Source organism: Plantactinospora alkalitolerans, from assembly GCF_015690345.1.
GTDB lineage: Bacteria > Actinomycetota > Actinomycetes > Mycobacteriales > Micromonosporaceae > Plantactinospora > Plantactinospora alkalitolerans.
Genome location: NZ_JADPUN010000262.1, coordinates 1 through 26,649, shown reverse-complemented (window position 1 = coordinate 26,649; position 26,649 = coordinate 1). Strand labels below are relative to the sequence as shown.

At 70.7% G+C, this 26,649-nt stretch carries 22 protein-coding genes and 1 pseudogene; 9 read left to right on the top strand and 14 right to left on the bottom strand.

Annotated elements, in window-relative coordinates; translation table 11 throughout:
• Positions 1-11 precede the first annotated feature (11 nt).
• The 3 genes from I0C86_RS30595 to I0C86_RS30585 all read left to right on the top strand — a co-directional run bounded on the left by I0C86_RS30595 (position 12) and on the right by I0C86_RS30585 (position 3,517).
• Positions 12-785, top strand: a complete 774-nt coding sequence (locus tag I0C86_RS30595) for an ABC transporter ATP-binding protein (protein WP_196204790.1) — start codon at positions 12-14, stop codon at positions 783-785.
• A gap of 2 nt (positions 786-787) precedes the next feature.
• Positions 788-3,295: an FtsX-like permease family protein gene (locus I0C86_RS30590; RefSeq protein ID WP_196204789.1), complete on the top strand. Its 2,508-nt coding sequence runs from the start codon at positions 788-790 to the stop codon at positions 3,293-3,295.
• Between the two features lie 63 nt (positions 3,296-3,358).
• Positions 3,359-3,517 carry a hypothetical protein gene (locus tag I0C86_RS30585; RefSeq protein ID WP_196204788.1) on the top strand — a complete coding sequence of 53 codons (159 nt, stop codon included), beginning with the start codon at positions 3,359-3,361 and terminating at the stop codon, positions 3,515-3,517.
• A gap of 1,349 nt (positions 3,518-4,866) precedes the next feature.
• Here the strand turns inward: I0C86_RS30585 and I0C86_RS30575 are convergent.
• Entirely contained in the window at positions 4,867-6,129 is a 1,263-nt protein-coding gene (locus I0C86_RS30575) for an SDR family oxidoreductase (protein WP_323373948.1), read from the bottom strand.
• 119 nt (positions 6,130-6,248) lie between these two features.
• The gene (locus I0C86_RS30570; protein WP_196204786.1) at positions 6,249-7,070 is read right to left on the bottom strand and encodes a CPBP family intramembrane glutamic endopeptidase; all 822 of its coding nucleotides are present in this window, start codon (positions 7,068-7,070) and stop codon (positions 6,249-6,251) included.
• A 274-nt stretch (positions 7,071-7,344) separates the two neighbouring features.
• On the opposite strand from I0C86_RS30570, the gene I0C86_RS30565 reads away from it, so the two are divergent.
• Entirely contained in the window at positions 7,345-8,952 is a 1,608-nt protein-coding gene (locus tag I0C86_RS30565; protein WP_323373947.1) for an amidase family protein, read from the top strand.
• A 19-nt stretch (positions 8,953-8,971) separates the two neighbouring features.
• On the opposite strand, the gene I0C86_RS30560 is transcribed toward I0C86_RS30565, so the two are convergent.
• Positions 8,972-10,981, bottom strand: coding sequence for an ABC transporter ATP-binding protein (locus I0C86_RS30560; RefSeq protein ID WP_323373946.1), 2,010 nt, complete (start codon positions 10,979-10,981; stop codon positions 8,972-8,974).
• 198 nt (positions 10,982-11,179) lie between these two features.
• Here I0C86_RS30560 and I0C86_RS30555 point away from each other — a divergent pair, with 198 nt between their 5' ends.
• Complete coding sequence (locus I0C86_RS30555; protein ID WP_196204784.1) at positions 11,180-12,649, top strand: MFS transporter; 1,470 nt, start codon at positions 11,180-11,182, stop codon at positions 12,647-12,649.
• A 3-nt stretch (positions 12,650-12,652) separates the two neighbouring features.
• Here the strand turns inward: I0C86_RS30555 and I0C86_RS30550 are convergent, their stop codons facing one another.
• Positions 12,653-13,627, bottom strand: a complete 975-nt coding sequence (locus tag I0C86_RS30550; RefSeq protein WP_196204783.1) for a hypothetical protein — start codon at positions 13,625-13,627, stop codon at positions 12,653-12,655.
• A gap of 36 nt (positions 13,628-13,663) precedes the next feature.
• On the opposite strand from I0C86_RS30550, the gene I0C86_RS30545 reads away from it, so the two are divergent.
• Entirely contained in the window at positions 13,664-14,257 is a 594-nt protein-coding gene (locus I0C86_RS30545) for a TetR/AcrR family transcriptional regulator (RefSeq protein ID WP_230395057.1), read from the top strand.
• 32 nt (positions 14,258-14,289) lie between these two features.
• On the opposite strand, the gene I0C86_RS43935 is transcribed toward I0C86_RS30545, so the two are convergent.
• The 6 genes and pseudogenes from I0C86_RS43935 to I0C86_RS30520 all read right to left on the bottom strand — a co-directional run bounded on the left by I0C86_RS43935 (position 14,290) and on the right by I0C86_RS30520 (position 21,558).
• Positions 14,290-15,915, bottom strand: a complete 1,626-nt coding sequence (locus I0C86_RS43935) for a glycoside hydrolase family 13 protein (protein ID WP_323373949.1) — start codon at positions 15,913-15,915, stop codon at positions 14,290-14,292.
• Positions 15,916-16,065: 150 nt separating this feature from the next.
• Positions 16,066-17,091, bottom strand: a pseudogene (locus I0C86_RS43930) (LacI family DNA-binding transcriptional regulator); the annotation flags it as partial.
• A gap of 72 nt (positions 17,092-17,163) precedes the next feature.
• On the bottom strand, positions 17,164-18,132 hold the full coding sequence (locus I0C86_RS30535) for a carbohydrate ABC transporter permease (RefSeq protein ID WP_196204781.1): 969 nt from the start codon (positions 18,130-18,132) through the stop codon (positions 17,164-17,166).
• Between the two features lies 1 nt (position 18,133).
• The gene (locus I0C86_RS30530; RefSeq protein ID WP_196204780.1) at positions 18,134-19,204 is read right to left on the bottom strand and encodes a carbohydrate ABC transporter permease; all 1,071 of its coding nucleotides are present in this window, start codon (positions 19,202-19,204) and stop codon (positions 18,134-18,136) included.
• Between the two features lie 71 nt (positions 19,205-19,275).
• The gene (locus I0C86_RS30525) at positions 19,276-20,619 is read right to left on the bottom strand and encodes an ABC transporter substrate-binding protein (protein ID WP_196204779.1); all 1,344 of its coding nucleotides are present in this window, start codon (positions 20,617-20,619) and stop codon (positions 19,276-19,278) included.
• 183 nt (positions 20,620-20,802) lie between these two features.
• Entirely contained in the window at positions 20,803-21,558 is a 756-nt protein-coding gene (locus I0C86_RS30520) for an HD domain-containing protein (RefSeq protein WP_196204797.1), read from the bottom strand.
• 128 nt (positions 21,559-21,686) lie between these two features.
• On the opposite strand from I0C86_RS30520, the gene I0C86_RS30515 reads away from it, so the two are divergent.
• A complete protein-coding gene (locus tag I0C86_RS30515; RefSeq protein ID WP_196204778.1) occupies positions 21,687-22,466 on the top strand; it encodes a M23 family metallopeptidase in 780 nt (259 codons plus the stop codon).
• 157 nt (positions 22,467-22,623) lie between these two features.
• On the opposite strand, the gene I0C86_RS30510 is transcribed toward I0C86_RS30515, so the two are convergent.
• From I0C86_RS30510 to I0C86_RS30495, 4 genes are read right to left on the bottom strand one after another with little or no spacing between them, the layout of a single operon-like run.
• Positions 22,624-22,761 carry a GPGG-motif small membrane protein gene (locus tag I0C86_RS30510; RefSeq protein ID WP_196204777.1) on the bottom strand — a complete coding sequence of 46 codons (138 nt, stop codon included), beginning with the start codon at positions 22,759-22,761 and terminating at the stop codon, positions 22,624-22,626.
• A gap of 3 nt (positions 22,762-22,764) precedes the next feature.
• A complete protein-coding gene (locus tag I0C86_RS30505; protein WP_196204776.1) occupies positions 22,765-23,538 on the bottom strand; it encodes a metallophosphoesterase family protein in 774 nt (257 codons plus the stop codon).
• A 10-nt stretch (positions 23,539-23,548) separates the two neighbouring features.
• A complete protein-coding gene (locus tag I0C86_RS30500; RefSeq protein ID WP_196204775.1) occupies positions 23,549-23,827 on the bottom strand; it encodes a hypothetical protein in 279 nt (92 codons plus the stop codon).
• The gene (locus I0C86_RS30495) at positions 23,814-24,443 is read right to left on the bottom strand and encodes a nucleotidyltransferase family protein (protein WP_196204774.1); all 630 of its coding nucleotides are present in this window, start codon (positions 24,441-24,443) and stop codon (positions 23,814-23,816) included. The genes I0C86_RS30500 and I0C86_RS30495 overlap by 14 nt, the downstream gene beginning before the upstream one ends.
• A gap of 239 nt (positions 24,444-24,682) precedes the next feature.
• Here I0C86_RS30495 and I0C86_RS30490 point away from each other — a divergent pair, with 239 nt between their 5' ends.
• On the top strand, positions 24,683-25,465 hold the full coding sequence (locus tag I0C86_RS30490) for a dTMP kinase (RefSeq protein ID WP_196204773.1): 783 nt from the start codon (positions 24,683-24,685) through the stop codon (positions 25,463-25,465).
• A 179-nt stretch (positions 25,466-25,644) separates the two neighbouring features.
• Positions 25,645-26,553 carry a MurR/RpiR family transcriptional regulator gene (locus I0C86_RS30485; RefSeq protein WP_196204772.1) on the top strand — a complete coding sequence of 303 codons (909 nt, stop codon included), beginning with the start codon at positions 25,645-25,647 and terminating at the stop codon, positions 26,551-26,553.
• Positions 26,554-26,649: the final 96 nt, after the last annotated feature.

The following is a 26,649-nucleotide window of genomic DNA, read 5'->3' as shown; positions in this document are numbered from 1 at the left end:
GAAGGCGAACGATGATCAGTTCGGCCACAGCTGTACCGGCTCCGCAGGGGCCGCCGCCGGCCGCCCGCGCCGTCGGCCTGAACAAGGTCTACGGCACCGGGTCTGCTCGCGTCGTGGCGCTCGACGCGGTCGACGTCGACATCCCCGCCGGCCGGTTCACGGCCGTGATGGGGCCCTCGGGGTCGGGAAAGTCCACCCTGATGCACTGCCTGGCGGGGCTGGACCGTCCGTCCGGCGGCTCGGTCTACCTCGGCGCCACCGCCCTGGACACGCTCTCCGACGGGCAACTGACCGACCTGCGTCGACGCGAGATCGGGTTCGTGTTCCAGTCGTTCAACCTGGTCCCGACGCTCACCGCCGCGGAGAACATCATCCTGCCCCTGACCATCGGTGGGCAACGCCCCGATGCCGCCCTGCTGGAGTCCATCGTGGCGGCGCTCGACCTGGCCGGCCGGCTCGGACACCGGCCGGCAGAACTCTCCGGCGGGCAGCAGCAGCGGGTCGCGCTGGCTCGGGCGCTGGTGACCCAGCCGCAGATCGTCTTCGCCGACGAGCCGACCGGAAACCTGGACTCCCGCACCGGCGGCCGGCTGCTCGGTCTGATGCGCCGATCGGTGGACGAGTTCGGCCGGACCGTGGTGATGGTGACCCACGATCCCGTGGCGGCCGCTGTAGCGGACCAGGTCCTGGTCCTCGCCGATGGCCGGCTGGTGGACCAGTTTTCCGAGCCCACGGTGGACCAGGTGCTGCACCGGCTGGCCAAGCTCGATCGGACGCGAGGATGAACATGTGGCGTATCGGGTTGCGCAACCTCTTCGCGAACCGGGGCCGGCTGGCGATGACCTTCGTGACCGTCGTGCTCGGCGTCGCGTTCGTCTCCGGCACCCTCGTCTTCGCCGACAGCATCAACCCCGGTCCCGGCGCTGTCCGTACCGACGTGGCGGTGTTGGTGGCGCCCTCCGGCCAGGAGAACGGGGGCGGATACGACTTCCGTCCCGTCCTGCTGCCGGAACAGGATCGGCAGCGGCTGGCGGCGCTGCCCGGCGTGGCCAGGGCTGACGGCGTCGTGGACGGTTACGCGGCCGTGGTCGGCAAGGACGGCAAGGTCGCCCGGCCCGCCGGATTCGCCGACGACCTGATCGGCACGAACTGGACCGACGGGCCCCGGCTGCGGCTGAGGGAGGGGCGGGCACCCCAGGGACCCGGCGAGATCGCCGTCGAGCAGGCGGCCGCCCGCAACGGCGAACTGACGGTGGGCACCCGGACAGAGGCACTGCACCAGTCCGGTACGGAGACGGTCACCGTGGTGGGGATCTACTCCTATCATCCCGTCCTCCGCGACGGCCCCGGCCGCGCGCCAGCCCTCGCCTTCGACACCGCCACCGCGCACCGGGCGCTCCAGACACCCGGCACCTTCACATCGGTGGAGATCACCGCCGGGCCGGGCGTATCCAACCAGCAGTTGCGGGAGGCCGTGGCCGCCTCGTTGCCCGTCGGGATCGAGGCGTACGACGGCGACGTGCTCGCCCAGCGGTCACGGGAACAGGAGGAGGGCGACGCGGCGACCACCGCCCAGATTCTCCTCACGTTCACCCTGATCGCGCTGCTGGTGGGCATCACCCTGATCACCAACACGTTCGCGATGCTGGTCGGGCAACGTACCCGGCAGTTCGGCCTGCTGCGTGCCGTCGGCGCCAGCCGGCGTCAGATCGAGGTGATGGTCCTGGCCGAGGCGGCCGGGATCGGCATCCTTGCCGCCGCCGTCGGCGTGCCGACCGGATTCGGTCTCGCCCTCCCGATGATCGACTTCGCCACCGCACAGGATCCGATCCTCGGCGACACCCTGCGCATCACGCCCACCGCCGTGCTGTGGAGCCTGTTCGTCGGCATCGCGGTCACCATGCTGGCGGCCTGGCTGCCGGCCCGGCGGGCAGCCGCCGCGCCACCCGTGGTGGCCCTGCAGGGAGACCTCGTCCTGGCCGTCACGGCCGTGCGGCGGCGAAGCGCGATCGGGCTGACGCTGGCCGCGATAGCCGTGCTCTTCTGCCTGCTGGGGCTGCTCGGCAACCATCCGCCGTTCACCGTGGCCGGCGTCGCCGGCGGATTCGGCATGCTCATCGCCGCGGTGCTGCTCGCCGCGCGGCTGGCCCGCCCACTGATCCGGGTGATGGTCGCACCGATCCGGTCCAGTTGGCTGGCCAGGCTGGCCGCCGAAAACGCCCTCCGTAACCCCCGTCGCACCGGCGCGACCGTCGCGGCACTGCTGGTCGGGGTCGCGCTGGCCACCGGCATCGCCGTCTTCGGGGCCAGCGCCACCCACGCCGACCGGGCCGCCATCGAACACAGCCTCCGGGCGCCGTTCGTGGCCGTGAGTATCGGCGGCGGCCAGGTCAGCAACGAGATCCTGACCCGGATCGAGGCGGTGCCGGGTGTCACGTCGGTGAGCGCGATCCGGCGCGACACCGCCGGAAGCGGCGCCCAGGCGACCCCGGTCGCCGCAATCGAGCCGGCCGCCATCGGCTCCCTGCTCCACCTGGACCTACGCACGGGCGAACCGTCCGACCTGGCCCGCGGCGCGTTCGTGCACAAGGCACTGGCGGCGGAGCGCGGCTGGTCCCGAGGCGACACGGTCCAGATCATGATCAACGGCCAGTCGGTGCCAGTCGCCATCACCGGCGTCTACGCCGACGCCGCACTGGTCGGCGCCGGGCTGTTGCTGCCGGACGAGTTCGCCGACCGGCACTTCCGGCCGGGCAATGGCGACACGGTGCTGATCGGCGCCGACAGCGACGGGGAGACCTTCCAGCGGAAGCTGGCGGAGACCACCGCAGACCGCCCGGACGTCCGCATGTACACCGCCGAGCAGTACATCACCGCGGAAGCCAGCCAACTCTCGACATTCATCTGGGTGTCGATCGCGCTGCTCGGTCTGTCGGTGCTCATCGCCGCCCTCGGCATCGTCAACACCCTGGCGCTCTCGGTCCTGGAACGCACCCGCGAGGTCGGCCTGCTACGGGCCATCGGCATGTCGCGCCGCAAGGTCCGGGCGATGATCCGGCTGGAGTCGATCCTCATCACCATTGCCGGCGGCGTGCTCGGGGTTACCGTCGGCATACTGCTCGGCGCGATGTTCCAGCACGGCGTTCTCACCAGACCCGCCTGGCAGGCCGCGCTCCCGCTGCCACAGATCGCCGGACTGCTCGTGGCCATGGCCATCGCCGGAGCGCTCGCGGCAGAATGGCCGGCCCGCCGAGCCGCCCGAACCGACCCACTGGGAGCGATCAGCTCGGAATAGCGCAACTCCGTCCCACGCCATCGGCCAGGACCGGCCACTGGCGGCCAGGACCGGCCACTGGCGGTGACGCGCCAGTTGGCGCCCGTCGGATCGTCCGGTGGTGGACGGCGCCACCAGACGATCCGACGGGTGTACCGGATCCGGGCACTCACCCTGCTGGAGCGGATCGAATCGCCGGACCGGCACCGGGTGCGGGCCCGGCTCACCGGGGCAGCCCGTTAGCCACGGCGGTGCTCCTCTGCGATCCTCCCTGTCGTGTGGAAAACCTCTTCGCGGTGGAACACGGCCGAGCGGCACGTCCAGGCGGCGTTCCAGCGAGGCGCCGAGGTCGACCTGAGCGGCATGTCGCATCCGGTCCGCGCGTCGGTGCTGGCGGAACTGCTGGCCGGCCCGGCCGACCGGGCTACGGCTCCCCGGGCCGCGCTGCGGCTACGGTCCGCCGAGATCGTCGGCCGGCTCGACCTGCGGCACGCCGAGGTCACCGCCCCGGTGGAGATCAGTGCGTCGACCTTCACCGACGTACCGGATCTGACCGAGGCCAGGGCGGTGAACCTGCTGCTCACCGACTGCGTCCTGCCGGGGCTGCGGGCCCGGTTGCTGGAACTCCGTGGCGACCTGGCCCTCGTCGGATGTGCGGTCGCCGGGCCGGTCGACCTGTGCGACGCCCGGGTCGGCGGCACGGTCACCCTGGACGGCTCCCGCATCGTCAATCCGATCGAGGCGACCAGCAAACCCATCGCCGCAACCCCGGAACCGGGAACGGCACCGGAAACGGGTACGGCACCGGAAACGGGTACGACGCTGGAGCCCGGTACGGCGCTGGAGCCCGGTACGGCGTTGGAGCCCGGTACGGCGTTGGCGGCGGCCCGGATGACGGTGATCGGGAACCTGCACGCCCGGCAGGGGTTCACCGCCGGGGGGCAGGTCTGGCTCGGCGGTGCGAACATCGGCGGCAACGTCAACCTCGACGGAGCCAGCCTGCGCCACACCACCGGCGCGGCGTTGAGTGCGGATCGGCTGGCGGTGGGCGGCAGCCTGACCGCCCGGCACGGGTTCGTGGCCGACGGCGGGGTGCTCCTCATCCACGCGCGGATCGGCAGCCAGCTCAACTTCAACAACTCCGAACTCCGCGCGACGAGGCCGTACGCCCTGCATCTGGGTGGGGCGCGGGTCGGCAGCCTGTGGCTGACCTTCGCCACCAGGCCGACCGGGGGCATCCGCCTCTCCGGTTTGCAGGCCGATTCGATCTTCGACAATCCGGGAACCTGGCCGACGGAACTCGAACTGGTCGGCTGCACGTACCGGCTGCTGATCGCCCGGGGGCCGGCCGAACCGCGCCAGCCGTCCCCGCCGGCACCGGTCACCGTCCGGCAGCGGCTGGACTGGTTGCGCCGCAGTCCCGAGGGTTACACCCCGCAGCCGTACGAGCAGCTCGCCGAGCAGTATCGGCGCGGTGGGCAGGACGTGGAGGCCCGCCGGGTGCTGCTGGAGCGACAGCGTCGGCGGCGGGCGACGCTCCGCCTTCCGGGACGACTGCTCGGCTACCTGGTGGACGGGCTGGTCGGGTATGGCTACCGGGCATGGTTGGCCGGCATCTGGCTGGTGGCGTTCTGGGCACTGGGGACGGTCAGCTTCGTCCTGCAACCCTCCGTACCCCGGAACCCGGCCGAGGCGCCGGCCCGGAACGCGGCGCTCCAGGCACTCGACCTGCTGCTCCCGATCGTCAACCTCGGCCACGACAACGCCTGGAAACCGTCCGGCTTGACGGAGTACGTCGCCGCACTGCTGGTGGTCGTCGGCTGGGTGCTGACCACGGCGGTAGTCGCCGGGCTGACCCGTACCTTGAACCGCTGAGGCGGTTCATCCGACGGATCGGACCGGATCGGGTCGGATCGGATCGGATCGCTCAGACGACAAGGGTCACGGGTTCGACATCGTTCACGCGGTTGACCGAACTTGGCGTCAGATGACGGGGAGAGTTCACCGCCGTCGACTGTCAGGCTTACTCCGGTGACCCACTGAGCCCGGTCCGATGCGAGGTAGGCGACGGCCTCGGCGATGTCGCGCGGGTCTCCGGGACGACCCAGAGGGATGCCGGCTGTGGTGGCGGCAAGCGGGACGTCCATCGCGTCGGCGAAGTTCTGGCGGATCGCGTCGGCGCCCGGGGTGAGCACGTTGCCAGGGATGATCGTGGTGACGCGGATTCCGGCAGGCGCGAGCTCGGAAGCGAGCGCTTTGCTGTAGGTGTTGAGGGCGGCCTTGGCGGCACCGTAGTGAGCCAGTGGCGGGGCCGGCGTGAGGGCCGCTCCCGATGAGATGTTGACGATCACGCTGCCCGACCCGGCCTCGCGCAGCGCCGGCAGCAGCGCGTTGTTGACCCTCACGGCGGACAGGTAGTTGAGGTCGAGTGCGTCGATCCACTCCTCATCGGGGATGGATGAGATGCCCCCGATGTGGGCGCGTGCCGCCGCCGCGTTGTTGACCACGATGTCGACGCCGCCGAGTTCGTCGAGCGCTGCCGCAGTGAACGCCTGCACACCCGCGAGCGTGCCGATGTCGCCCTGAATGAAGGTGGCGGCCTTCGGCGTCTCGTCGGAGGCGTTACGCGCCGTGGTGACGACGGTCGCGCCGCCGTCGAGCAGTCGCTGCACGATGGCCGCGCCGATCCCGCGAGAGCCTCCCGTGACGATCGCGCGCTTTCCTGCGAACTCAGTGGTGTCGAGCGAAGTGCTGGTTCTGAACATACGGTTCACTATGACAGATTCTGACAAAACGCCCAAAACCTTTTGGATCGATGGTTCAGAACGGCGTACCACGGAGGCGTGGGCGGCCACGGAATTCGGCGAGCCAGACGTCCTGGCCACTGCGCGCCGGCAGTTCAAGGAAACCGGCCGCCACGGCACCTCGGTCGACGATCTCTCCCGCGCTACCGGGGACGACAAGGGTCACGGGTTCAACATTTCGCCTCAGCAGACTCCCGAGTGGATGGCGCCAACCGGCCGGTGAGCAGGATCCAGGCGCAGATGGCCGCGAGCGGGACGAGGCCCAGCAGGTCGGCGGCTGCCGGGTCGAGGCCGCCGGCGTCGGTCAGCAGGGCGGCGGAGAGCGTCCCGATGACCATGTTGTTGCCGGCGTGGGCGAGGCAGGGGACCCAGACGCTGCCGGAGCGCAGGAACAGCCAGGCCAGGATCACGGCCTGGGCGACGATCAGGGAAGTCCAGGTGACGATCCCGAGCAGCGGGCTCGCATAACTGGCGTAGTCGGTGAGGACCAACGGGTAGTGCCAGGCGGCCCAGACGAGACCGGTGATGAGCGCGGCGCGGGCGGGGCTGCGACCGACCCGCTGTTGGAGGTAGCTCCGCCAGCCGAACTCCTCACCCCAGAACACCGGGGTCAGGACGACGGGGGCCACGAGCACCAGCAGCGCGGCGGGGCCGGGGAGGTCGGCCAGGTCCGGCTCGTACAGCCCGAGGGCGGCGGCCAGGCCGACGGTCACGGCCAGCACCAGCACGGGGCCGAGCCAGGCGATCAGGTAGTAGCGTTTCGCGGCCCGCAGGCGCGGCGCCAGGCCGGCGTCGGCGAAGCCTTCCCTGGTGATCCAGCGGCGTACGACGACGGCCGCGATCGCCGGTCCGAACGCCATCGGGAGCGCCATGGTCAGCTGGGTCACCGGGTCGGCCATCGACCAGCCGAGCACCGCGTGCGCGACGAAGACGGCCGCCCACGCCAGTCCGAAAGCGATGAGGAGATAGCTGAGTACACCCTTGGATCTCATGACCCGGAAGGCAACCATCGGTCCACGTCGGACGTCGTCACACCGGGGCGCCAAATGCGCGGTCATACCCGAGAGCTACGGTCACCCGTCTCGGGTGCACCGGCGCACCCGAGACGGCGACGCCCCGCTACGAAGATCGTTTTACTCGGCTGAAATCGGTCCGCATCGTAATGTCAACACCTGAGTCGTGTGCTTCCGACATCCCCTCCGCGTCCGGGTGTCCGTGCGCCCGTACGTGGCCTTCTGGAAGGGCGTTCAGGTGCATCATCCCGTTGTGCCATCCCGGCCGCGTTCCGCGTTCCGGATCGTCGTACTCGCCACCGTCCTGCTCGGCGTCGCCGCGCTCGTCGCCACCACCCTCGGCGCCCCCTCCGAGGCGACCGGGCGGCACCGGCCGTTCCCGCTCGACCTGGAGCGCGCCGGCATCCCGCAGATCCGGGAGGCGTTGGCCGCCCGGCGGATCACCTCCGAGGAACTCGTCGAGGCGTACCTGGAGCGGATCCGGACACTGAACACCAACGGGCCGGGGCTGAACGCGGTCCGGGTGGTCACCCGGGATGCCGTCGCCCAGGCCAGGCGGGCCGACCAGGACCGCCGCAAGGGCCGCGTCCGGGGGCCGATGCACGGCATCCCGGTGCTGATCAAGGACAACATCGACCTTCAGGGCCTGCCGACCACCGCCGGGGCGCTGGCACTGGCGCACTCGTACCCGGCGAGGGACGCCTTCCTGGTGACCCGGCTGAAGGCGGCCGGCGCGATCATCCTCGGCAAGACCAACCTGACCGAGTTCGCCAACTTCACCACCAACGGAATGCCGTCGGGCTACAGCGGACTCGGCGGTCAGGTGCTCAACCCGTACGACGTCAGCCAGACCCCGAGCGGGTCCAGCTCCGGTTCCGGATCGGCCGCCGCGGCGGCGCTCGCCACGGTCACCATCGGCACCGAGACGTCCGGCTCGATCCTCAGCCCAGCGGCGGCGAACTCCCTGGTCGGGGTGAAGCCGACCGTTGGGCTGGTCAGCCGGACCGGTGTGGTGCCGATCGCGGCCAGCCAGGACACCGCCGGCCCGATGACCCGGACCGTCTACGACGCCGCCGCGCTGCTCACCGCGCTGACCGGGATCGACCCGGAGGACCCGGCCACCGGTACCAGCTCGGGCGTGGTCGGCACCGACTACACCAGGGTGCTCTCCGACACCGCGTTGCAGGGCAGGCGGATCGGGGTTGCCAGCAGCCCGACCGGCAACCAGGGGGTGCTGTTCACCGAGGCGCTGGACGTGCTCCGGGCCCGGGGCGCCACGGTCGTCCCGGTCACCGTGAACACCGGCGGGCTGCCGCCGAGCATCCTGACGTACGAGTTCAAGCGGGACCTGAACGCGTACCTGGCCCGGCTGCCGCGCAGCGCGCCGATCGACACCCTGGACGACGTGGTGCGCTACAACCTCGCGCACGTCGACGAGGGAACGATCAAGTTCGGCCAGACCCAGCTCACGGCCTCGAACGACGTCGACCTGACCGACCCGGCCGCCAGGGCGGAGTACGAGACCAACCGGGACACCGGGATCGCCGGGGCGCGGGAGCGGATCGACTCCGTACTGACCGCTGAGAACCTGGACGCGATCGTCTTCGTCGGCAGCGGGTCCGCCGGGATCGGCGCCCGCGCCCAGTATCCGTCGGTCGCGGTACCGATCGGGTACGACCCGGCGAACGGGCGCCCGGTCGGGATGTCCTTCCTCGGCACCGCCTACACCGAGGCCCGACTGCTGGCCCTGGCGTACGACTACGAGCAGGCCTCGCTGAAGTGGCGCCCGCCGTCGCAGGTGAACCCTTCACTGTTCCGGTGTGCCGACTTCGGCGAGCGCGATCCGAGTTGCGCACCGTAGGAGCGCGTCCAGTGAGCCGTCATTCGGCGTAGCCGCTGGCCTGGAGTTCGAAGAGTTCCCGGTAGAGGCCGCCGGTCTCGACGAGCTGATCATGGGTGCCTTCCTCGATCAGTTTTCCGTCCCGCAGCACGTAGATCCGGTCCGCGTGCCGGACGTTTGCCAGCCGGTGCGTGATGAGCACGACCGCCCGGTCGGGCTGCCGGCGCAGGCGTTGGAAGAGGGCGTGTTCGGCGCGGGCGTCGAGCGCGGCGGAGGGTTCGTCGCAGATCAGCAGCTGCCCGTGGCGGTAGAGGCCACGGGCGGCCACCAGGCGCTGCCACTGGCCGCCGGACAGGTCGTGGCCGTCCTTGAAGCTGCGGTCGAGCAGGGTGTCGTAGCCGTGCGGCAGCCCGGTGACCATCTCGTGTGCGGTGGCGGCCTTCGCGGCGTCCACGACCGTCGGTCCGGCCTCGTCGGTCCGGTCGTACCGGCCGATGGTGATGTTCTGTCGGGCCGTGAACGGAAAGCGCCACCAGTCCTGGCTCAGGACCGCGACGTTCGCTCCGAGGCTTCCGGCGTCGAGCGTCGCGACGTCGACCCCGTCCCACCGGATCGTGCCGCCGGTGGGTTGGTACAGCCCGGCCAGGAGCTTGGCCAGGGTCGTCTTCCCGGAGCCGTTCTCGCCGACGAGGGCGATCACCTCACCTCGGCGGACGGTCAGGCTGACCTGGTCCACGGCCGGCTCGTCGGTGTCCGGGTAGCTCAGGCTGACCTCCTCGACCCGGATCTCCTCGAAGCCGGCGACCGGATCGCCACCGCTGCTCCGGGTGCGCGAGTCGGCCCGGTCGAGAAAGGTCAGGAAGTCGCGGTAGTACAGCGCGTCCTCGTACAGCGAGTTGGTGGCGTGGATGGTGTTGCCCAGGCTGGTCCGGGCGGCCTGGAGGGCCAGCATCGCCGTCGCGGCCGCCGCCAACGGCACCACGCCGGCCAGCAGCAACCAACCGAGTACGGCGTAGACGGCGAACGTCGCCAGTCCGGCGATCGAGCCGCCGCCGACCCGGGTCGACGTCTGGGACCGCACCAGCCGGAGTTGCGCGGCGGTCTCCATGGTCATCACCCGGCGGTACTCGCCGAGCAGGAACCCGCGCATCTGGTACGTCCGCACCTCGACCGCGGTGAGCCGGTTCGCCATCAGGGTGGCCAGCATCCACATCCGACGTCGGCGGGTGATCCGGGCGAGCAGTGCGACGTACTCCCGGCGGGCGATCCGGATCGCGGTGACCGCCGACGGAACCGCCGCGACGAGGAGGCACGGCAGGAGCAGCGGCTGGATGACAGTGACGGCGGCGGCGGTGGCGATCACCCCGACCACGCCGGTGATCAGGTTGACGGTGTCGTCGACGATCGACGCCGCCTCGGTCATCCCCCGGTCCCGGGCCCGGTCCATCTCCTCGGCGAAGCCGGCGTCGTCGAACGCGGCCAGGTCCACCGAGGTCGTCGCCTCGAACAGCCGTAACTCGACCCGGTAGTTGATCTGCGGGGCCAGCCGTGCCTGCGCCCAGCCGGCGGCGATCGTCAGGCCGCCCTTGGCCATCACCGCCAGCGCCGCCACGGCCAGGCCGGGTGCGGCCGACCGTACCCGGTCGGGGGTCGGGCCGGAGGCGAAGAGTTCGCGCAGCACCGTACTGGTCGCCAGCAGCCCGAATGTGATCATGATGCCGGCGAGGATGTTGAGCCCGATCGCGGCCAGGGTGTCGGTCCGGCTCACCCCCCAGGCCAGGGCCACCGCCTCCCGGATGATCGCCGGCAGCCGCCGCGCCACCGACCAGAAGCTCGTCTCGGCGAAGGTGGCCCCGTGGTGGAACCAGCCGGGGTCGGCCAACTCCGGCAGTGCCGCCGGATCGTCCTGCCTGGCGGTCGGATCGTCCCGCTCGGCGGTTGTCGGCCGGTCGGGCTGTTCCCCGCCGGGATCGTCGCCCGGGACCGGCTCGGCGGAGTCGTCTGCCGCGCCGGCCGCCCGCTGGCGTACGCCCGTTCGTGTCGGTTCCACCGCACCTCCACCGAGTCCGAATCGGCTTCGAGTCCCGTCCGGCCCGGCTTCCTTCGCCATTACGGACGGTTGCGTGCACACTACGGTTCGGTGCCGACAACCCCAAGGGGTCGGATCCCACCAACCGGGACGCGGGCCGGGACGGGACCCGGACAAACCGTCATCCCAGCGTTACCTGATCCTGGTTGAGTGCCGGACATGACGATCGGTGGTGCGCGAGTCGCCCGAGGTGGGGGACCGGTCCACCGGTTCTACAGCGTCGCGGTCTTCGTCGTCCTCGCCTCGCTCGACAACGTGGCGATCGGGCTGGTGCCGCCGCTCTACGACTCCATCGCGCCGGCCCTTGACGTCGGCCGCGGAGCGATCGGCGCGGTCACCGCGACCAGTTTCCTGATCAGCGCGGTCGCCGCGGTCGGCTGGGCGTACTTCGGGGACCGGACCAACCGCAAACCGCTGCTCATGATCGGCACACTGCTCTGGGCCGCCGGCACCGCCGGCAGCGCGTTCGCCTCGACGTACCTGGCGTTCTTCGGTGCGCAACTGCTGGCCGCGATCGGGCTGGGGGCGGTGGGTTCGGTCGGCTTCTCGGTGGTCACCGACCTCGTCACGCCCCGCCGTCGGGGGGTGGTGCTGAGCTTCTGGGGACTCTCCCAGGGAATCGGCACCCTCGCCGGCACCCTGGTCGGCGGAGTTCTCGGCGCGAACGACTGGCGCCGCCCGTTCCTGCTGCTCAGTGTCGTCGGCCTGGTCGCGACCCTGGCGTACCTGCTGACATACGACATCCGGCGGGGGCAGAGCGAGCCCGAACTGAGGGGCGCCATCGCGGCCGGCGGGGACTACGACTACCGGATCAGCCGGAACGACCTGCCGGCGATCCTGCACCGCCGGACGAACCGCTGGCTCGTCCTCCAGGGACTTACCGCGCAGGTGGCGTTCGGATCGCTGGTCTGGCTACCGGCACTGTTTCGGGAACGCGCCGAGGCCCAGGGGTACTCCTCGGCCACCGCCACCGTCGTGGGCAGCATCTTCGCGGTCCTGTTCCAGCTCGGCGGGGTGCTCTCCATAGTCGGTGGACTGGTCGGCGACGCGGCACAGCGACGTACGCCCCGGGGTCGGGCCCTGGTCGCGGCGATCGGGATCCTGGCCGCGGTGCCGTTCTACGCGGTGCTGTTCTTCGTGCCGATCCGGATCGACGTGCCGGACGGTGCCGGCGCCGGTGCGGTGGCCTCGGCCGTGCTGGGCAGCGTGTTCTCCGAGCCGACGGTCGGGCTCAGCCTGCTGACCGCGTTGATCGCGCTCGGCCTGACGTCGGCGAACTCGCCGAACTGGTTCGCGTTGATCGCCGACGTCAACCCGCCCGAGCACCGGGGCACGGTCTACAGCCTCGGCAACCTGGTCAACGGGGTGGGCCGGGCGACCGGCAACGGGCTGATCGGGGTGGCCGCCCAGGCGTTGCGGTCGGCCTTCCCGCCGCCGTTGAACTTCGCCGTCGGACTGGCCGCCTTCCAGCTCTTCTTCATCCCCACCGGCATCATGTACTGGCTCGCCTCCCGGACCGCACCCCGCGACATCCGCCAGGTCCACGAACTGCTCAGCGAACGCGCCGACGAGGTGGCGGTCGAGCGGGTCGCCGAGGTGACGGACGAGCGGGGCGAGCCTCGAGGCTGAGCCCTACAGCCGGAAGATGCGTACGACGAGCGGGGTGTCGAGCAGGGTGTGCGGCGCGATGGCGTGGTAGGCCCACAGGTGCACCCAGGCGTTGCCGGTGCGCAGCGTGAGGAACGTCTTGAACATCCCGGGCACGGCGTAGAGCAGCAGGACGAACACCAGGGAGGTGGCGACCTCGCGGACGCTGCCGAACATCGTCCACGCGTCGCCGGCGTGCAGCGCGGCGTAGGTCAGTCCGCCGAGCAGGACGGTGGCTGGGGTGGAGCCGGTCAGTTGGGCGTACCGGGGAACCAGGATGGCCTGGACGAAGACCAGGGTCGGCAGCCCGGTGCCCAGCAGGTAGAGCAGGAACGTCAGCGGCATCCCGAGCAGCAGTTGGGATCCGTCCAGTTTGACGATGGCCGCGCCGAGAACCAGGAGTTGGATGGTCGCCTCGACCGCCAGCACGACGACGATCACCCGGGCGTCCCGCCGCCGGTTCTGCGAGCGTAGCCAGAGCGACCGGGCCGAGTAGCGCCGGCGGAACCAGACCAGCGGGATGACGGCGTAGGCGACGCAGTTGTAGCCGGCCCAGACCCAGGCCTCGGTCGGGCTCACCGCGTCGTGCGTGCCGACGACCGAGCCGGCCAGGTGGAAGCTGATCGGGTGCCAGCCGAGGGTCACCCCGAGCGCGGCGCCGAGCAGTTGCACCATCAGGCCGTATCCCAGCAGGCCGAGCACCTCCGTCCGGGCGGCCGGCGTCCGTGCCGGCAGGGCGGGGGCGGAGCGGCGGGTCAGCAGCCAGGCGAGCAGGGCGAGCACGGTCACCTCGGCCAGTACGAGGTGGGCGTCGAGGACCTGCGTGGGGCCGGACGGCGGGCGGTGCTGGCCGGGCCAGTCGAACGGGGCACCGTGCGGGGCAAGTGCGATGGCGGCCAGGTTGACGGCGCACCAGCCGAGCAGCCCGTAGGCCACGGTTTTTTGATACGACTGTGTCATAACCCGAACGCTAACACAGTCGTGCTAAAAAGAGGCATGCCAAAAATCGTCGACGAGGAGATCCGTCGTACCCAGCTCGCCGAGGCGGTGTGGCGGGTCGTCCGGCGCGACGGCCTGCAACAGGCGTCGGTACGCAACGTCGCCCAGGAGGCCGGCCTGTCGGCGGGATCGCTGCGGAACTCGTTCGCGTCCCAGTCCGACCTGATGGTGTTCGCGATGCGGCTGGTCGGCGAGCGGATCCGGATCCGGCTGGACGCCGTCGACCCGACCGGCGACCCGGCCGAGTTCGTACGCCGGATAATCGCCGAAATGCTGCCGCTGGACGCCGAGCGGCGGACGGAGTGCGAGGTGTGGCTCGCCTTCTCCGCGCGGTCCCTCGTGGACCCCGCACTACGCCCGCTGCGGGAGCAGACCCACCACCTGCTGACCCAGGTCTTCACCAACCTCGTCGACCGGTTGGCCGAGGCCGGCCTGATCCGGGCCGGCCTCGACCGTCAGCTCGAAGCCGATCGCCTGTACGTCCTGACCGACGGCCTCATCCTGCACGGCGTCCTGCACGGGGAACCGGCCCACGGCGGCCGGGCCTCGGCGATCGTCACCGCCCACCTGGCGGAACTGGGATGTCGGTAGGGCCGCGAGTCGCGCCGGTCACCTCCGCCGGTTCAGGCCTCGCCGGGTTCGTCGCCCGGCCGCAGCCACACGGTGACGTCGGTCGGTACCCGGCCGTCCGGGTCCAGCGGCCCGCTGGCGTGTACCAGTTCGGCGCCCGCCGGCAGCTCCACCGGGTCGGCGCCGAAGTTGGTCAGCACCCGCAGCGCGCCGTTGCGGAAGTACAGCACCCCGTCCGGGCTCTCCAACCAGTAGACGCTGCCGGTGCCGAGTCGCAGCTCGCGGCGCAGCCGCAGGCCGGTCCGGTACACCTCGTACGTCGAGCCGGGCACCCCGCGCTGCCGGTCCAGGGCGTACTCGGCCCAGAGGGTCGGCTGGGGCAGCCAGCTCGCGTCTCCCGGGCCGAAGCCGTACGACGGCGCGTCCGCCTCCCACGGGATCGGCACCCGGCAACCGTCCCGACCCCGCTCGGCGTGGCCGCTGCGCGCCCAGGTCGGGTCCTGCCGGGACTCGTCGGGCAGCGTGGTGTGCTCCGGCAGGCCCAGTTCCTCGCCCTGGTAGAGATAGGCCGACCCGGGCAGCGAGAGCATCAGCAGGGTGGCGGCACGGGCCCGGCGAAGCCCCAGCACGGGGTCCGGCTGCGGATCGTCGACGCCGATGCCACGCGGCCGGGGAGTGCCGACCGGCAGCGCCAGCCGGGTCGCGTGCCGGAGAACGTCGTGGTTGGACAGCACCCAGGTGGTGGGGGCGCCGACCGCGGCGGAGGCGGCCAACGAGCGGGTGATCACCGCGTACTGGGCCGGAGCGCTCCAGGACGCCTCCAGGTACTCGAAGTTGAACGCCTGGTGCATCTCGTCCGGCCGGACGTACGCGGCCAGCCGCTCGGCCGGCTGCACCCACGCCTCGGCGACCAGGATCCGCTCGCCCGGATACGAGTCGAGCACCCGCCGCCAGTCCCGATAGATCTCGTGTACGCCGTCCTGGTCCCACATCGGCGGGCGGGGTCCCTCGGTGCCGGGGCCGGAGACGGGTTCGTCCTGCGGCCGCCAGTCGGCCAGGTCGGCCTGCTTGACCAGGCCGTGCGCGACGTCGACCCGGAAGCCGTCCACGCCCCGGTCGAGCCAGTACCGCAGGATGTCGACGAACTCGGCGCGTACCTCGGGACGGTCCCAGTTGAGGTCCGGCTGGCCGGTGTCGAACAGGTGCAGGTACCACTGGCCCGGTCGGCCGTCCGGTTCGGTCACCCGGGTCCACGCCGGCCCGCCGAAGACGCTCTGCCAGTCGTTCGGCGGTTCCGCGCCGTCCGGGCCACGGCCGTCCCGGAAGACGTAGCGGGCCCGCTCCTGGCCGTCGGGACCGGCGGCCAGCGCCGCGCCGAACCACGGATGGGCCGAGGAGGTGTGGTTGGGGACCAGGTCGACGAGAACCCGCAGCCCGCGCGACCGGGCGGCGGCCAGGAGCTGGTCGGCGTCCGCCAACCGACCGAAGATCGGGTCCACGTCGCGGTAGTCGGCCACGTCGTAGCCCGCGTCCGCCTGCGGCGACGGATAGAACGGCGACAGCCAGACCGCGTCGACCCCGAGTTCGACGAGGTGGTCCAGCCGGGCGATGATCCCGGGCAGGTCACCGATGCCGTCGCCGTCGGAGTCCGCGAACGAGCGGGGATAGATCTGGTAGATGACCGCGTGCCGCCACCACGGACCCGCCGGGTCGGGCCGGCGGGCGACGTCCGGCTCGGTGCCGGTGGACGCGGTGGCGGGAAGGTGGGACTCGGACATCGTGTCGGGCGTGTTCAGGATGCTCTCCCGTCGGGCTCGGACCGGTTGGCCTTCAGTCTTCCCCGGTGGACCGGTCGAGTCACGTGGGACGAGCCAGGTGGGCAGAATCACCGGGGTCGGCTCGCCGTCGGTCCGGGACCGGCCGGCCAGTGGTCCCAGCAACGTACCTGCGGCGAGCCGGCCCTGCTCGGCGGCGGGCTGGGCGACGGTGCTCAACCCGAACGCGCCGGCCAGGTCGTGGTTGTCGATGCCGACCACGCTGATCTCCTGTGGCACCCGTACGCCGGCGGTCCGCAGCGCGTTGACGGCGCCCATCGCCATCTCGTCGCAACTGGCGAAGATCGCGGTCGGCCTGTCGCCCCGGGCGAGCAGTTCCTCGGTCGCCAGGCGGCCACCCTCGGCGTCGGCCCGGTTCTCGACGCTGAGCCGTGGCTCGGGGAGCATCCCGCGCCCGTGCAGCGCCTCCTGGTAGCCGCGTCGCCGCTCCAGATGGGCGGGGTGGGCGTACTCGTCGGCGGGATCGCCCGAGATGCAGGCGATCCGGCGGTGGCCGAGGCCCAGCAGGTGTTCGGTGGCGGTCCGGCCGGCGGCCAGGTCGTCGATCCGGATGCTCGGCCAGCCCGGTACCACCGTGCCCGAGCTGACGGTGACGCCCGGCAGCGCCAGGCTGGCAATGGTCGCCAGGTCGTCGGTACCCAGCGGCGTGGCGACCAGCATCACCGCGTCGACCCGCTTGGGCAGGTTCGCCCGGTGCAGCAGGCGGTGCCGGGCATGTTCCCGACCACCGATGTTGTAGAGCAGCAACTCGTACCCGGCGCGGTGCAGCACCTCCTCGGCGGCCTCGACCACCGCACCGACGAACCAGGGCGTGATCCTGGGAACGATCACCGCGACCGTGCCGGTCTTGCCGCCGGCCAGCCGCGACGCGCTCGGCGACGCGCTGTAGTCGAGTTGCTCGGCGGCGAGCAGCACCCGGCGCCGGGTCGTCTCGGAGACCGTCGGAAGTCCCCGCAGCGCCCGGGAGACGGTGGCGGTGGAGACCCCCGCCAACCGGGCGACGTCCTCGATTCTGGTCACGGTGCCATCCGTTCCGGACGTACCCACCGGCGGAGGCGCCGGACGCCGGGCGGGACCTGGTGCCGGGCCCGGTCAGCCCTTGACGCCGCCGGCCAGCAGGCCACGCACGAAGTAACGCTGCAGGGACAGGAACACGATCAGCGGTACGACGATCGAGATGAACGCGCCGGAGGTCAGCCGCTGCCACTCGTTGGCCCGGGTACCGGCCAACTCGGCGAGGCGTACGGTCAGCGGCGCGGTCTCGTTGCCGCCGCCGGCGAAGATCAGCGCCACCAGCAGGTCGTTCCAGACCCAGAGGAACTGGAAGATGCCGAACGCGGCCAGCGCCGGCACGATCAGCGGCAGCACGATGGACCGGAAGATCTTCGGGTGGCTGGCGCCGTCGACCCGGGCCGCCTCCATCAGGTCCTTCGGTAGCTGGGACACGAAGTTGTGCAGCAGGAAGACGGCACACGGCAGCGCGAAGCAGGTGTGCGCGAACCAGACCTGGATGAACTTCCCCTCGTCCTCCAGGTTCCACGCCGGGGTGAGCGGGATACCGAACACGCTCGCCCCCTCGGAGAAGAAGCTGAGCAGGGGCACCAGGGCCATCTGGAGCGGCACGATCTGGAGCGCGAAGATGCCGATGTAGATCCAGTCCCGGCCCCGGAAGTTGATCCAGGACAGCGCGTACGCGGCGAGCGCGGCGAAGGCCAGCGGGAACAGCACCGACGGGATGGTGATCACCATCGAGTTGATGAAGTAGCCGGCGAGCTGCCCGGACGACGACGACCGGCCGAACAGCACCTCCTGATAGTTCTGGAGGGTGAACTGCGGGTCGGTGAACGCCGTCCACCAGCCGGTGGTCTTGATCTCGTCCTCGGGTCGGAACGAGGAGACGAAGAGGCCGAAGGTGGGGATCGTCCAGATCACCGCGATGACGATCGAGATGCCGGTGGCGACCGGGTTGTTGAGGCGCCGGCGTACCCGGGCGGCCCGGGTCTCCGGTCCGGTCGGCCTGGTGGGTGGGGTGAGCAGCGCGGGCGGGGTCGTGGTGGTCATCTCATACCTCCCGCTGCTTGCGCAGGTTGCGGACCTGGTAGATCACGATCGGGATCACCAGCACGAAGAGGAACACGGCCAGTGCCGAGCCCTGTCCGGTCTGGCCGAACCGGAAGGCCTGGTTGTACATCTCGTTCGCGATCACACCCGTGTCGTAGTTGCCGTTGGTCGTGGTCCGGACGATGTCGAAGACCTTGAGCGTGGCGATCGAGACGGTGACCACGACGACGATCAGGGCCGACCGGATGCTCGGCATCGTGATCTGCCAGAACATCTGCCACGGACTGACGCCGTCGAGCCGGGCCGCCTCGATGATCTCGGCCGGGATGGCCTTGATCGCGGCCGAGAGCACCACCATGGCGAAGCCGGCCTGGATCCAGATCATGATCACGATCAGCAGCAGGGTGTTCAGCGGCGGGTTGGAGAGCCACTGCTGCGGCTCGCCGCCGAGCATCTTCCAGACGTGGTTGAGCAGGCCGATCTGGGCGTACTCGCCGGACCGGTAGGCGTAGACGAACTTCCAGATGATGCTGGCACCGACGAACGAGATCGCCATCGGCATGAAGATCAGGGCCTTGGCCGCCGACTCGAACCGGGCCCGGTCGACCAGGACGGCGTAGACCAGGCCGACGGCGGTGGCCACCAGCGGGACCAGGATGACCCAGATGAGGGTGTTGGTCAGCACGCTGAAGATCTCGTCCTGGGCGAACATCCAGGTGTAGTTCTTCAGCCCGACCCAGTTCCGGCTGTTTCCGTCCATGAAGGACAGCAGGGTGGTCCGGACGGCCGGGACGATCAGTCCGACGACCAGCAACAGCAGCGTCGGCAGCAGGAAGAACAGCCCGAGGCCGCCCTCCCGGCGGTTGGCCACCGAGCGGCGGCGCGACGGCGGTGCCGCCCCGGTCCGCACCGCGCCGGCCGAGGCCGCCGCGAGCAGGGCCGCCTCGCGGCGTCGGGCGAACCACGCGGGTACGACGTCCAGCAGCACCAGCAGGCCGCCGACCACGACCGCGAACGCGACCAGGCCGTACAGCAGCATCATCAGTTTCGGTGCCTCGTCGGAGAACTCCATCAGCGCCTCCTACGCCATGAGGGCGGAAGCCGGCGGCCCGGCCCTGGTACGGGCCGGACCGCCGGAACGTACTACTTCGGCCAGGAGCCTTCGATGAAGTCGAGGGTGCTCTTGGTGTCCTTGCCGTTGACCCAGTCGATCATGCCCTTCCACAGGGTGCCCGAGCCGACGGCGGCGGGCATCAGGTCGGAACCGTCGAACCGGAAGACCGCGCTCTTGTCGAGCAGGACCTGCATCGCGAGCTTGTCGACCTCCTGCTGCACGTTGCTCACGTCGAGCTTGTTGTTCGGCGTGATCCAGTTGCCGAGCTTGGCCCGGGAGTTGGCGTACTCACCGGAGGCGAGGTAGGTGCGGACCGCCTGGGTCGCCTCCGTGTCGGTGAACGCCACGGTGAACTCGCCACCGCCCAGTACCGGCTTGCCCTTGCTCGGGTCGACGGCCGGGAAGTAGAAGGCGTAGATGTCGCCGTCCGGGCCGACCTTGGTGCCTTCCGGCAGGTAGTTGGCGTAGAAGTTCGCCTGCCGGTGCAGCGAGCACTGGCCCTGCAGGATCGGCAGGCCACCCTCCTGGAACGGGGTGGTGGTCAGGCTCTTCACGTCGCCGTAGCCGCCGTTGACGTACTTGGGGTTCTTCAGCACCGAGCCGACCTGGTCGACCGCCTGGGCCACCCGGGGGTCGTTGAACGGGATTGCGTGGGTGGTCCACTGGTCGTAGACCTCCGGCGTCTGCGTACGCAGCATCAGGTCCTCGATCCAGTCGGTCGCGGGCCAACCGGTGGCCTCGCCCGACTCCAGCCCCACGCACCAGGGCTTCTGCTTCGTGGCGACGATCTTGTCGCTGAGCGCCATCAGGTCCTGCCAGGTGGTCGGCACCTGGTAGCCCTTCTCGGCGAACGTCTTCGGCGAGTACCAGACGAAGGACTTCACGTTGGCGCCGAGCGGCGTGCCGTAGAGCTGCCCGCCCGCGGTGGCGTACTTGAGCCAGTCCGCCGGGTAGTTGCCGTCGGCGATGGTCTTCAGCTCCGGCGTCATCGGCTTCAGCTTGTTCGCCTCGGCGAACCGGGCCAGCAGCCCCGGCTGGGGGATGAAGGCCAGGTCGGGCGGGTTGCCGCCGTCGACCTTGACCTGGAGCTGCGCCTCGAACTCGCCGCTGCCGTCGTAGTCGATCTCGATGCCGGTGCACTCCTCGAACTGCTTCCAGGACTCCCGGAGCAGGTCGGCCTCCTTGTCACGGATCGACGCGTAGATGGAGACCGACTCACCGTCGTGACCCTGGTAGTTCGTGTACGGGGCACACTCCGGAGAGTCCGGGTCGAGCCCGCTGTCGCTATCGCCGGAACAGGCGGTGGCGCCGAGTGCCAGGGTCAACACGCTGGCAATCACGAGGGCCTGGCGTGGTCTGGACTTGACCGCCATGCCGTCCTCCTTTCGAGCCGGCGAGCCGGTCGCCTGCGGGCTTCCGTGCCGGACTGTGGGCGTCACCACATGTAAGCGCTTGCAACGGAGGGCGTCCAGACCCGGAGAGCCACGAGGCCGTAACGATTCGGAAACCTGGCAGTGGGTGGTCGTCGGACGCGGCCCCGCCGGAGGTTCGCTCGGTCAGCCGACCGGCCGGCTCGCCGGCACGTCCCGGGGGTCGTCGAGAATGGCCGCGAAGCGCTGCTCGGCGAGGTCCAGTTGGCCGAGGATGTGCGTCCGCACCTCGGCCGACAGCGGCGTGTCCGGCCGGCAGACCAGGTCGCGGAAGAGCGGCACCAGGGGCCGGTACTTCCGGGCCGAGCGGTGCACCTTGTCGCCCGTGGTGTGGATGACTCCGACGCCGTTGTCGGTGAAGTCGGAAATCTTGATCACCCGAGCCCACGGCTCCCGGTCGAGGCTCTCCGCGAGATGCTCCCGGTACTGCTCGTTCCGGTCACGGTCGGGGTCGTACTCCGGATTGGTGACCGCCGCGACGAGCCCGGCGACCCGGGGGTTGAACCGCTGCGCGACGGCGGCCAGCGCGGCCGGGGTGGTGACCGGGCGGGGCGTGTCGGCGGGCAGTCCGGCCAGTTCCGCCGGATGGTCCTCCACCGCGTCGTGCAGCAGTGCCGCGACGATCACGTCCACGTCGGTGACGTGGTAGTAGCAGATGATCCGGATCGCGACCCGGAGCAGGTGGTTGACGTAGGGCTCGCGTACCCGGCGGTCGTCGCGGTGCAGCGTGCCGGCCAGGTCCAGGGCTGCCGTCAGGCGGTCCCGCTCCGCCGGATCGAAGCGCGCCGTCTCCAGTCCGAACCGGTCCCGCAGGCCGGCTTCGCCGTACACCTCGGTCACGGCGTGCAACGGCATTGTCATCAGGTACGTCGGCGAGGCCATGACGTCCAGGTATACCGGATCGTCCCGACCGGGGGGTTCCGCGCCGCCGGGACGCGCCCTTCCCATGCCTGAAGTTTTCTGCCACGATTGATCGACACATGGAAAACTTTCGCCAAGGAGGTCCGTGAATGCGCTCACGCCTGTTCGCCCTCGTCGGAAGCGGCCTGCTCCTGGCCGCCGCGGTGCTGGTGCCGGCCTCGCCGGCCGCCGCCGCGCCGACCTTCAAGGTTCCGTTCCCCTGCGGCCAGTCCTGGTCCGGCCAGACCCGGACCAACCACAGCCCGGCGAACGCCGTCGACTTCAACCGGACCGACGACCAGGGCGACCCGGTGGTGGCCAGCGCGCCGGGCACCGTCGACGTGGTCGCCGATCTCGGCGGCACCAGCTACGGCAAGTACGTCCGGATCAACCACGGCGGCGGCTACACGACCTACTACGCCCACCTGAACAGCTTCAACACCGCGGTCGGCCGGACCGTCGGCTACGGCACCGTCATCGGGTACGTCGGCACGACCGGCGGCTCCACCGGCCCGCACCTGCACTACGAGCAGCGGTCCGGCGGCAGCGCGGTCCAGGTGCGGTTCAACGGCACCCTGGCGCTCTACTGGGGCACCCGGACCTACACCAGCGACAACGCCTGCTCCGGCAGCGGCACCGGCGCGGGCACGGTGAACACCGCGGGGACCGCGCTGACCGTCCGCTCCGGCCCCGGCACCGGCTACGCCTCGGTCGGCACGGTGGCCGACGGAGCCGGCGTGACCATCTACTGCCAGACCACCGGTACGACCGTGACCGGCACGTACGGCACCAGCAACATCTGGGATCGGATCGGCACCGGCCGGTTCATCTCCGACGCGTACGTCCTGACCGGCTACGACGGCTTCATTCCCGGCGTACCGCGCTGTTGACCGGGCCCGGCCGGTAGGTCGGCGCAGACACGTAGCCGGGGCCGCCGGACCCGGGTCTTCTGGGGGGAAGGACGAAGACCCGGGTCCGACGACCCCGGCGAGCTGATACTGGGAGAGGTTGGGTTGGTTCTCTGAGCGCTGGTGCGGGCGGGCCGGCCTAGAAGATGCCGACGCCGGGGCCGACGATCAGGCCCACGACGATGAGCACGACACCCCAGAGGATCTGCCGCCGGAACAGTGCGAACACGCCGGCGACCACGAGTACTACTGCGAGAATCCAGAGCAAGAATTCCATGTCTCAGGAAATACCCGAGGCGCTGACGGCGGAAACCTTCCCCGCGGTGGCCCCCGCGTACGGCGGGTGCAGGTGGAACACGCTGTACGCCTGCTTGATCACCGGATGGGCGACGTTGCGTACCCGGACCCCGCCCGGAGTGGTGCCCCGCTCGCTGCCGGCGTGCGCGTGCCCGTGCAGGGCCAGTTCGGTGGGCGCCGAGTCGATGGCCTGGCCGAGCAGGTACGACCCGAGGAACGGATAGATCTCCGGCGGCTCGCCGGCCAGGGTGTCCGGCACGGGCGCGTAGTGCGTCAGCGCCACCCGTACGTCACAGTCCATCTCCCGCAGCGCCACGCCGAGCTGTTCGGAGATGGCGCTGGTGGTCCGGACGAAGTCCTTCATCTCCGGCTCGCCGAACTCGCTGGCGCAGCGTCCGGCGAAGCCGCCGCCGAACCCCTTGGCACCGGCGATCCCCAGCCGTACGCCCGTACAGTCCAGCACGACGTTCGTGCCCTCCAGCACCACGATCCCGGCATCCTCCAGGACCCGGATCACCGCCGGCACCTCGTCGCAGTGGTAGTCGTGGTTGCCCAGCACCGCCACCACCGGCACACCCAGGCCACCGAACTCGGTCGCCACGCACCGGGCCTCGGACTCGGTACCGTGCCGGGTCAGGTCACCGGCCAGCAGCAGCACGTCGGCGGTGTCCGGCAACTCTTCCAGAGCCGGCCGGAACCGCCCGACCACATCCTGGTCCAGGTGCACGTCCCCGACGGCCGCGATCCGGATCACCATGTCGTCCCCTTCACCGCAACTCCTCCACCTCGGTCGGTGCCTGGGTACGGATCAGTCCGATGTCGACCGTCACCGGCACCTGCGGGAAGCGCTCCAGGACCAACCGGAGGATCTCCTCGCGTCGTTGTGCACTCTCCACCTCGCCGCAGAGCACCACCGAATGGTCCCGGCGGGTCACCGTGATGCCCTGTTCCGCGATCTCGGTGTTCTCGGTGAGCAGCCGCTGGATCGCCGCCTCCAGATAGTCGTCCGGCGGCTCGGCGCCGGCTTCGGCGTCACGCTTGGCCATGTGGACTCCTCGCCGCACTCGCCGTCGTCACGGGCATTACCTCCTTCTCCTCGCCGGCCGGGCCGTAGGGCACGACGTCCAGCCGGTCAAGCAGCACCAGAAAGGCCTCGGCATAGGGGGAGTGCGCCGTCTCCTTGCGTACGCGGTCCCAATCGATCTGTTCGCGCAGCGACCGGGCGAGTGGCAGCCCCCGGGCGAAGTCGCAGTAGTGCTGCGAGAAGCTCAGCAACTTGTGCACCATCAGGTGGGTGGCGGAGAGCACCGGCATGTGGATGGCGTCGACCGGCCGGACAACCGTGTCCCGGAAGGTCTCGTCGGTCACCGGCGTCTCGATCGGCCGGTGGATCAGGTCCACCAACCGGTCGTGGTCCCAGACCTTGACGAGCCAGTCCTCCGGCGGCCGCTCGGCGGTGAAGCCGGCCTCGACCAACGCTTCCAGGGCGCGCTCGGTGTCCTGCTCCCGGATGAGGAAGTCCACGTCGTGGTCGCTGGAGTGGCCGCCGTGGGCGTAGACGGCGAAGCTGCCGCCCAGCGCGAACGGAATCTCGGACTGCTTGAGGACGGCGGCGACCCGTTTGAGGGTGGCAAGGAGGGTCTCGTCGCCTCGGTCATCCATCGGTTCTCCCGTGTCGGTGGTTATCGGGCATCTGGTCGGTGGGGTGCAGATTTACCGGTACCCGGCACTTCGTTCGTTCACACCTGCCCAGGGCCCGGGGCCACGGGCGGAACCGGACATCGGGGCACTTCCCGCTCGACGGCACAGCTAGGCGAAGGCGGCGGCGGGCGGGCGGAAAGGGGCGTGCGGCGCGCGCTGTGGGGCCGGCGGGATGCGCCCGCCGGGTACCGTTGCTGAGCGTGGCCCCAACTCTGCAGGAGCGGCACGGCGGGGGACGGCTGCGGTCCGTGGCCCTGGTCGGAATCGACGGTTCGGGCAAGACCACTCAGGCACACCGGTTGGCGGACGCGCTGACCTCGGCCGGCGTACCGGCCACGTACTGGCAGAATGCCGGCGGTCGACGCTGGTTCAGCCGGTTGGCCCGCAAGCTGGGCCGACGGGACGCGCAGCGCCTGTTGGGACGCGACGGGATGCTCTTCGCCGAGTCGGCGCTGCGCTGGTTGGCCATCGCGCGGGCCCTGCTCCGCTCCCGGCTGCGTTCGCGGGTCGCCGTGATGGACCGGTACGCCGTCTGCCAGTACGCCAGCATTCGCGCGCACGGCGGCGGGCGGCGCTGGGAGGGGCTGGCCCGGGTGCTCTACCGGCTCTTTCCTCCACCCGATGTCACGTTTCTGCTCGCGGTGGAGCCGGGTGAGGCGTACCGGCGGATCGAGGCCCGGGGCACCGACCACGAGAACATCGACTTCCTGGCCGCCGGGGTGGCGGCGTACCGCTCGCTGCCGGAGTTCGCCGGGTTCGTGGTCGTCGACGCCAACCGCAGCCCGGACGAGGTCACCCGGGCGATCCAGAGAGGACTGCGGGACTGGTTGCCGGCCGAGGACGTCCCGCCGGACCCCGCGCCGGACCCCGCGCCGGACCGGTGTGCCGCTGCCAGCCGGCCGGACGCGGCCGGTCCGGGCGACCGGCTCGGCGCCGTCGGGGGCGGTGGTAAAGTCGGCCGGGACGGATCTATCGATGGGTGACGATTCGCCCGCTCGCCGTCCGATCCGGCGTCTCGGCGCCTCCGCCAAGACGAACGTGTCGCGGGAATGGCACGTCCGGCTGGGCTGACTGGCCGCAATATCCCACCGGTTGGGCGTACTTTCGCAGGTGTAGCGCGTCACGGTTGACGCTCCCGCCTTCGTGAAAGTAAGTTTCATCCGTGGTGAAGACTGCGAAGGTTTCTGCGAGTCACGAGACGGCTGGGCTGATTGTCCATATCAGCGGCCTGCTGCCGTCGTTGTCGCCCGCCGAACAACGGGTGGCGAGACTCGTCGTGGCGGATCCCGCCGATGCCGCTCGCCGTACCATCACGGATCTGGCGACGGCGGCGGAGACGTCCGAGGCCACCGTCATCCGGTTCTGCCGTTCGGTCGGCATGGACGGCTATCCCCAACTGCGCATCCGGCTCGCGGCCGAGGCCGCCCGCCGGGTCGAGCCGCCGGACGCCCGGGTCGTGGGCGGTGACATCCCACCCGGCGCCGACCTGGCACAGATCATCGCGACGATCGCGTTCAGCGACGCGCGGGCGGTCGAGGAGACGGCCGAGCAGCTCGATCCCGCCGTCTGCGAGCAGGTGGTCGAGGCGATCAACGGGGCCAGCCGGATCGACATCTACGGTGCCGCGGCGAGTGGCTTCGTCGCCTCCGACTTCCAGCAGAAACTGCACCGGATCGGCCGGACCGCGTTCTACTTCCCGGACGTGCACGTCGCGCTGACCTCGGCGGCCCTGCTCGGCAAGGGCGACGTCGCGGTGGGCATCTCGCACACCGGCACGACCCTGGACGCCGTCGAGGTGCTGGAGCAGGCGCGGGCGCGCGGGGCGACCACGGTCGCGCTGACCAACTTCCCACGTTCCCCGATCACCGAGGTCGCGGACTTCGTGCTCACCACGGCGGCCCGGGAGACGACGTACCGGTCCGGCGCGATGGCCAGCCGCCTCGCCCAACTGACGGTCGTCGACGTCCTCTTCGTCGGGGTCGCGGCCCGCAACCGGGCCAGGGCGAAGAAGGCACTCGAAGTCACCGCCGAGGCGGTGCAGCCGCACCGGGTCAAGGGGCGGCGGTCATGACCGGACGGAGCGGGGCAGGGGAATGAGCGGGCGGAGGGGCTGGCTCGGCACGGCGCTGCCGCGAGCGGTGGCCGGGCGGAGCCACGGGGGTACCAG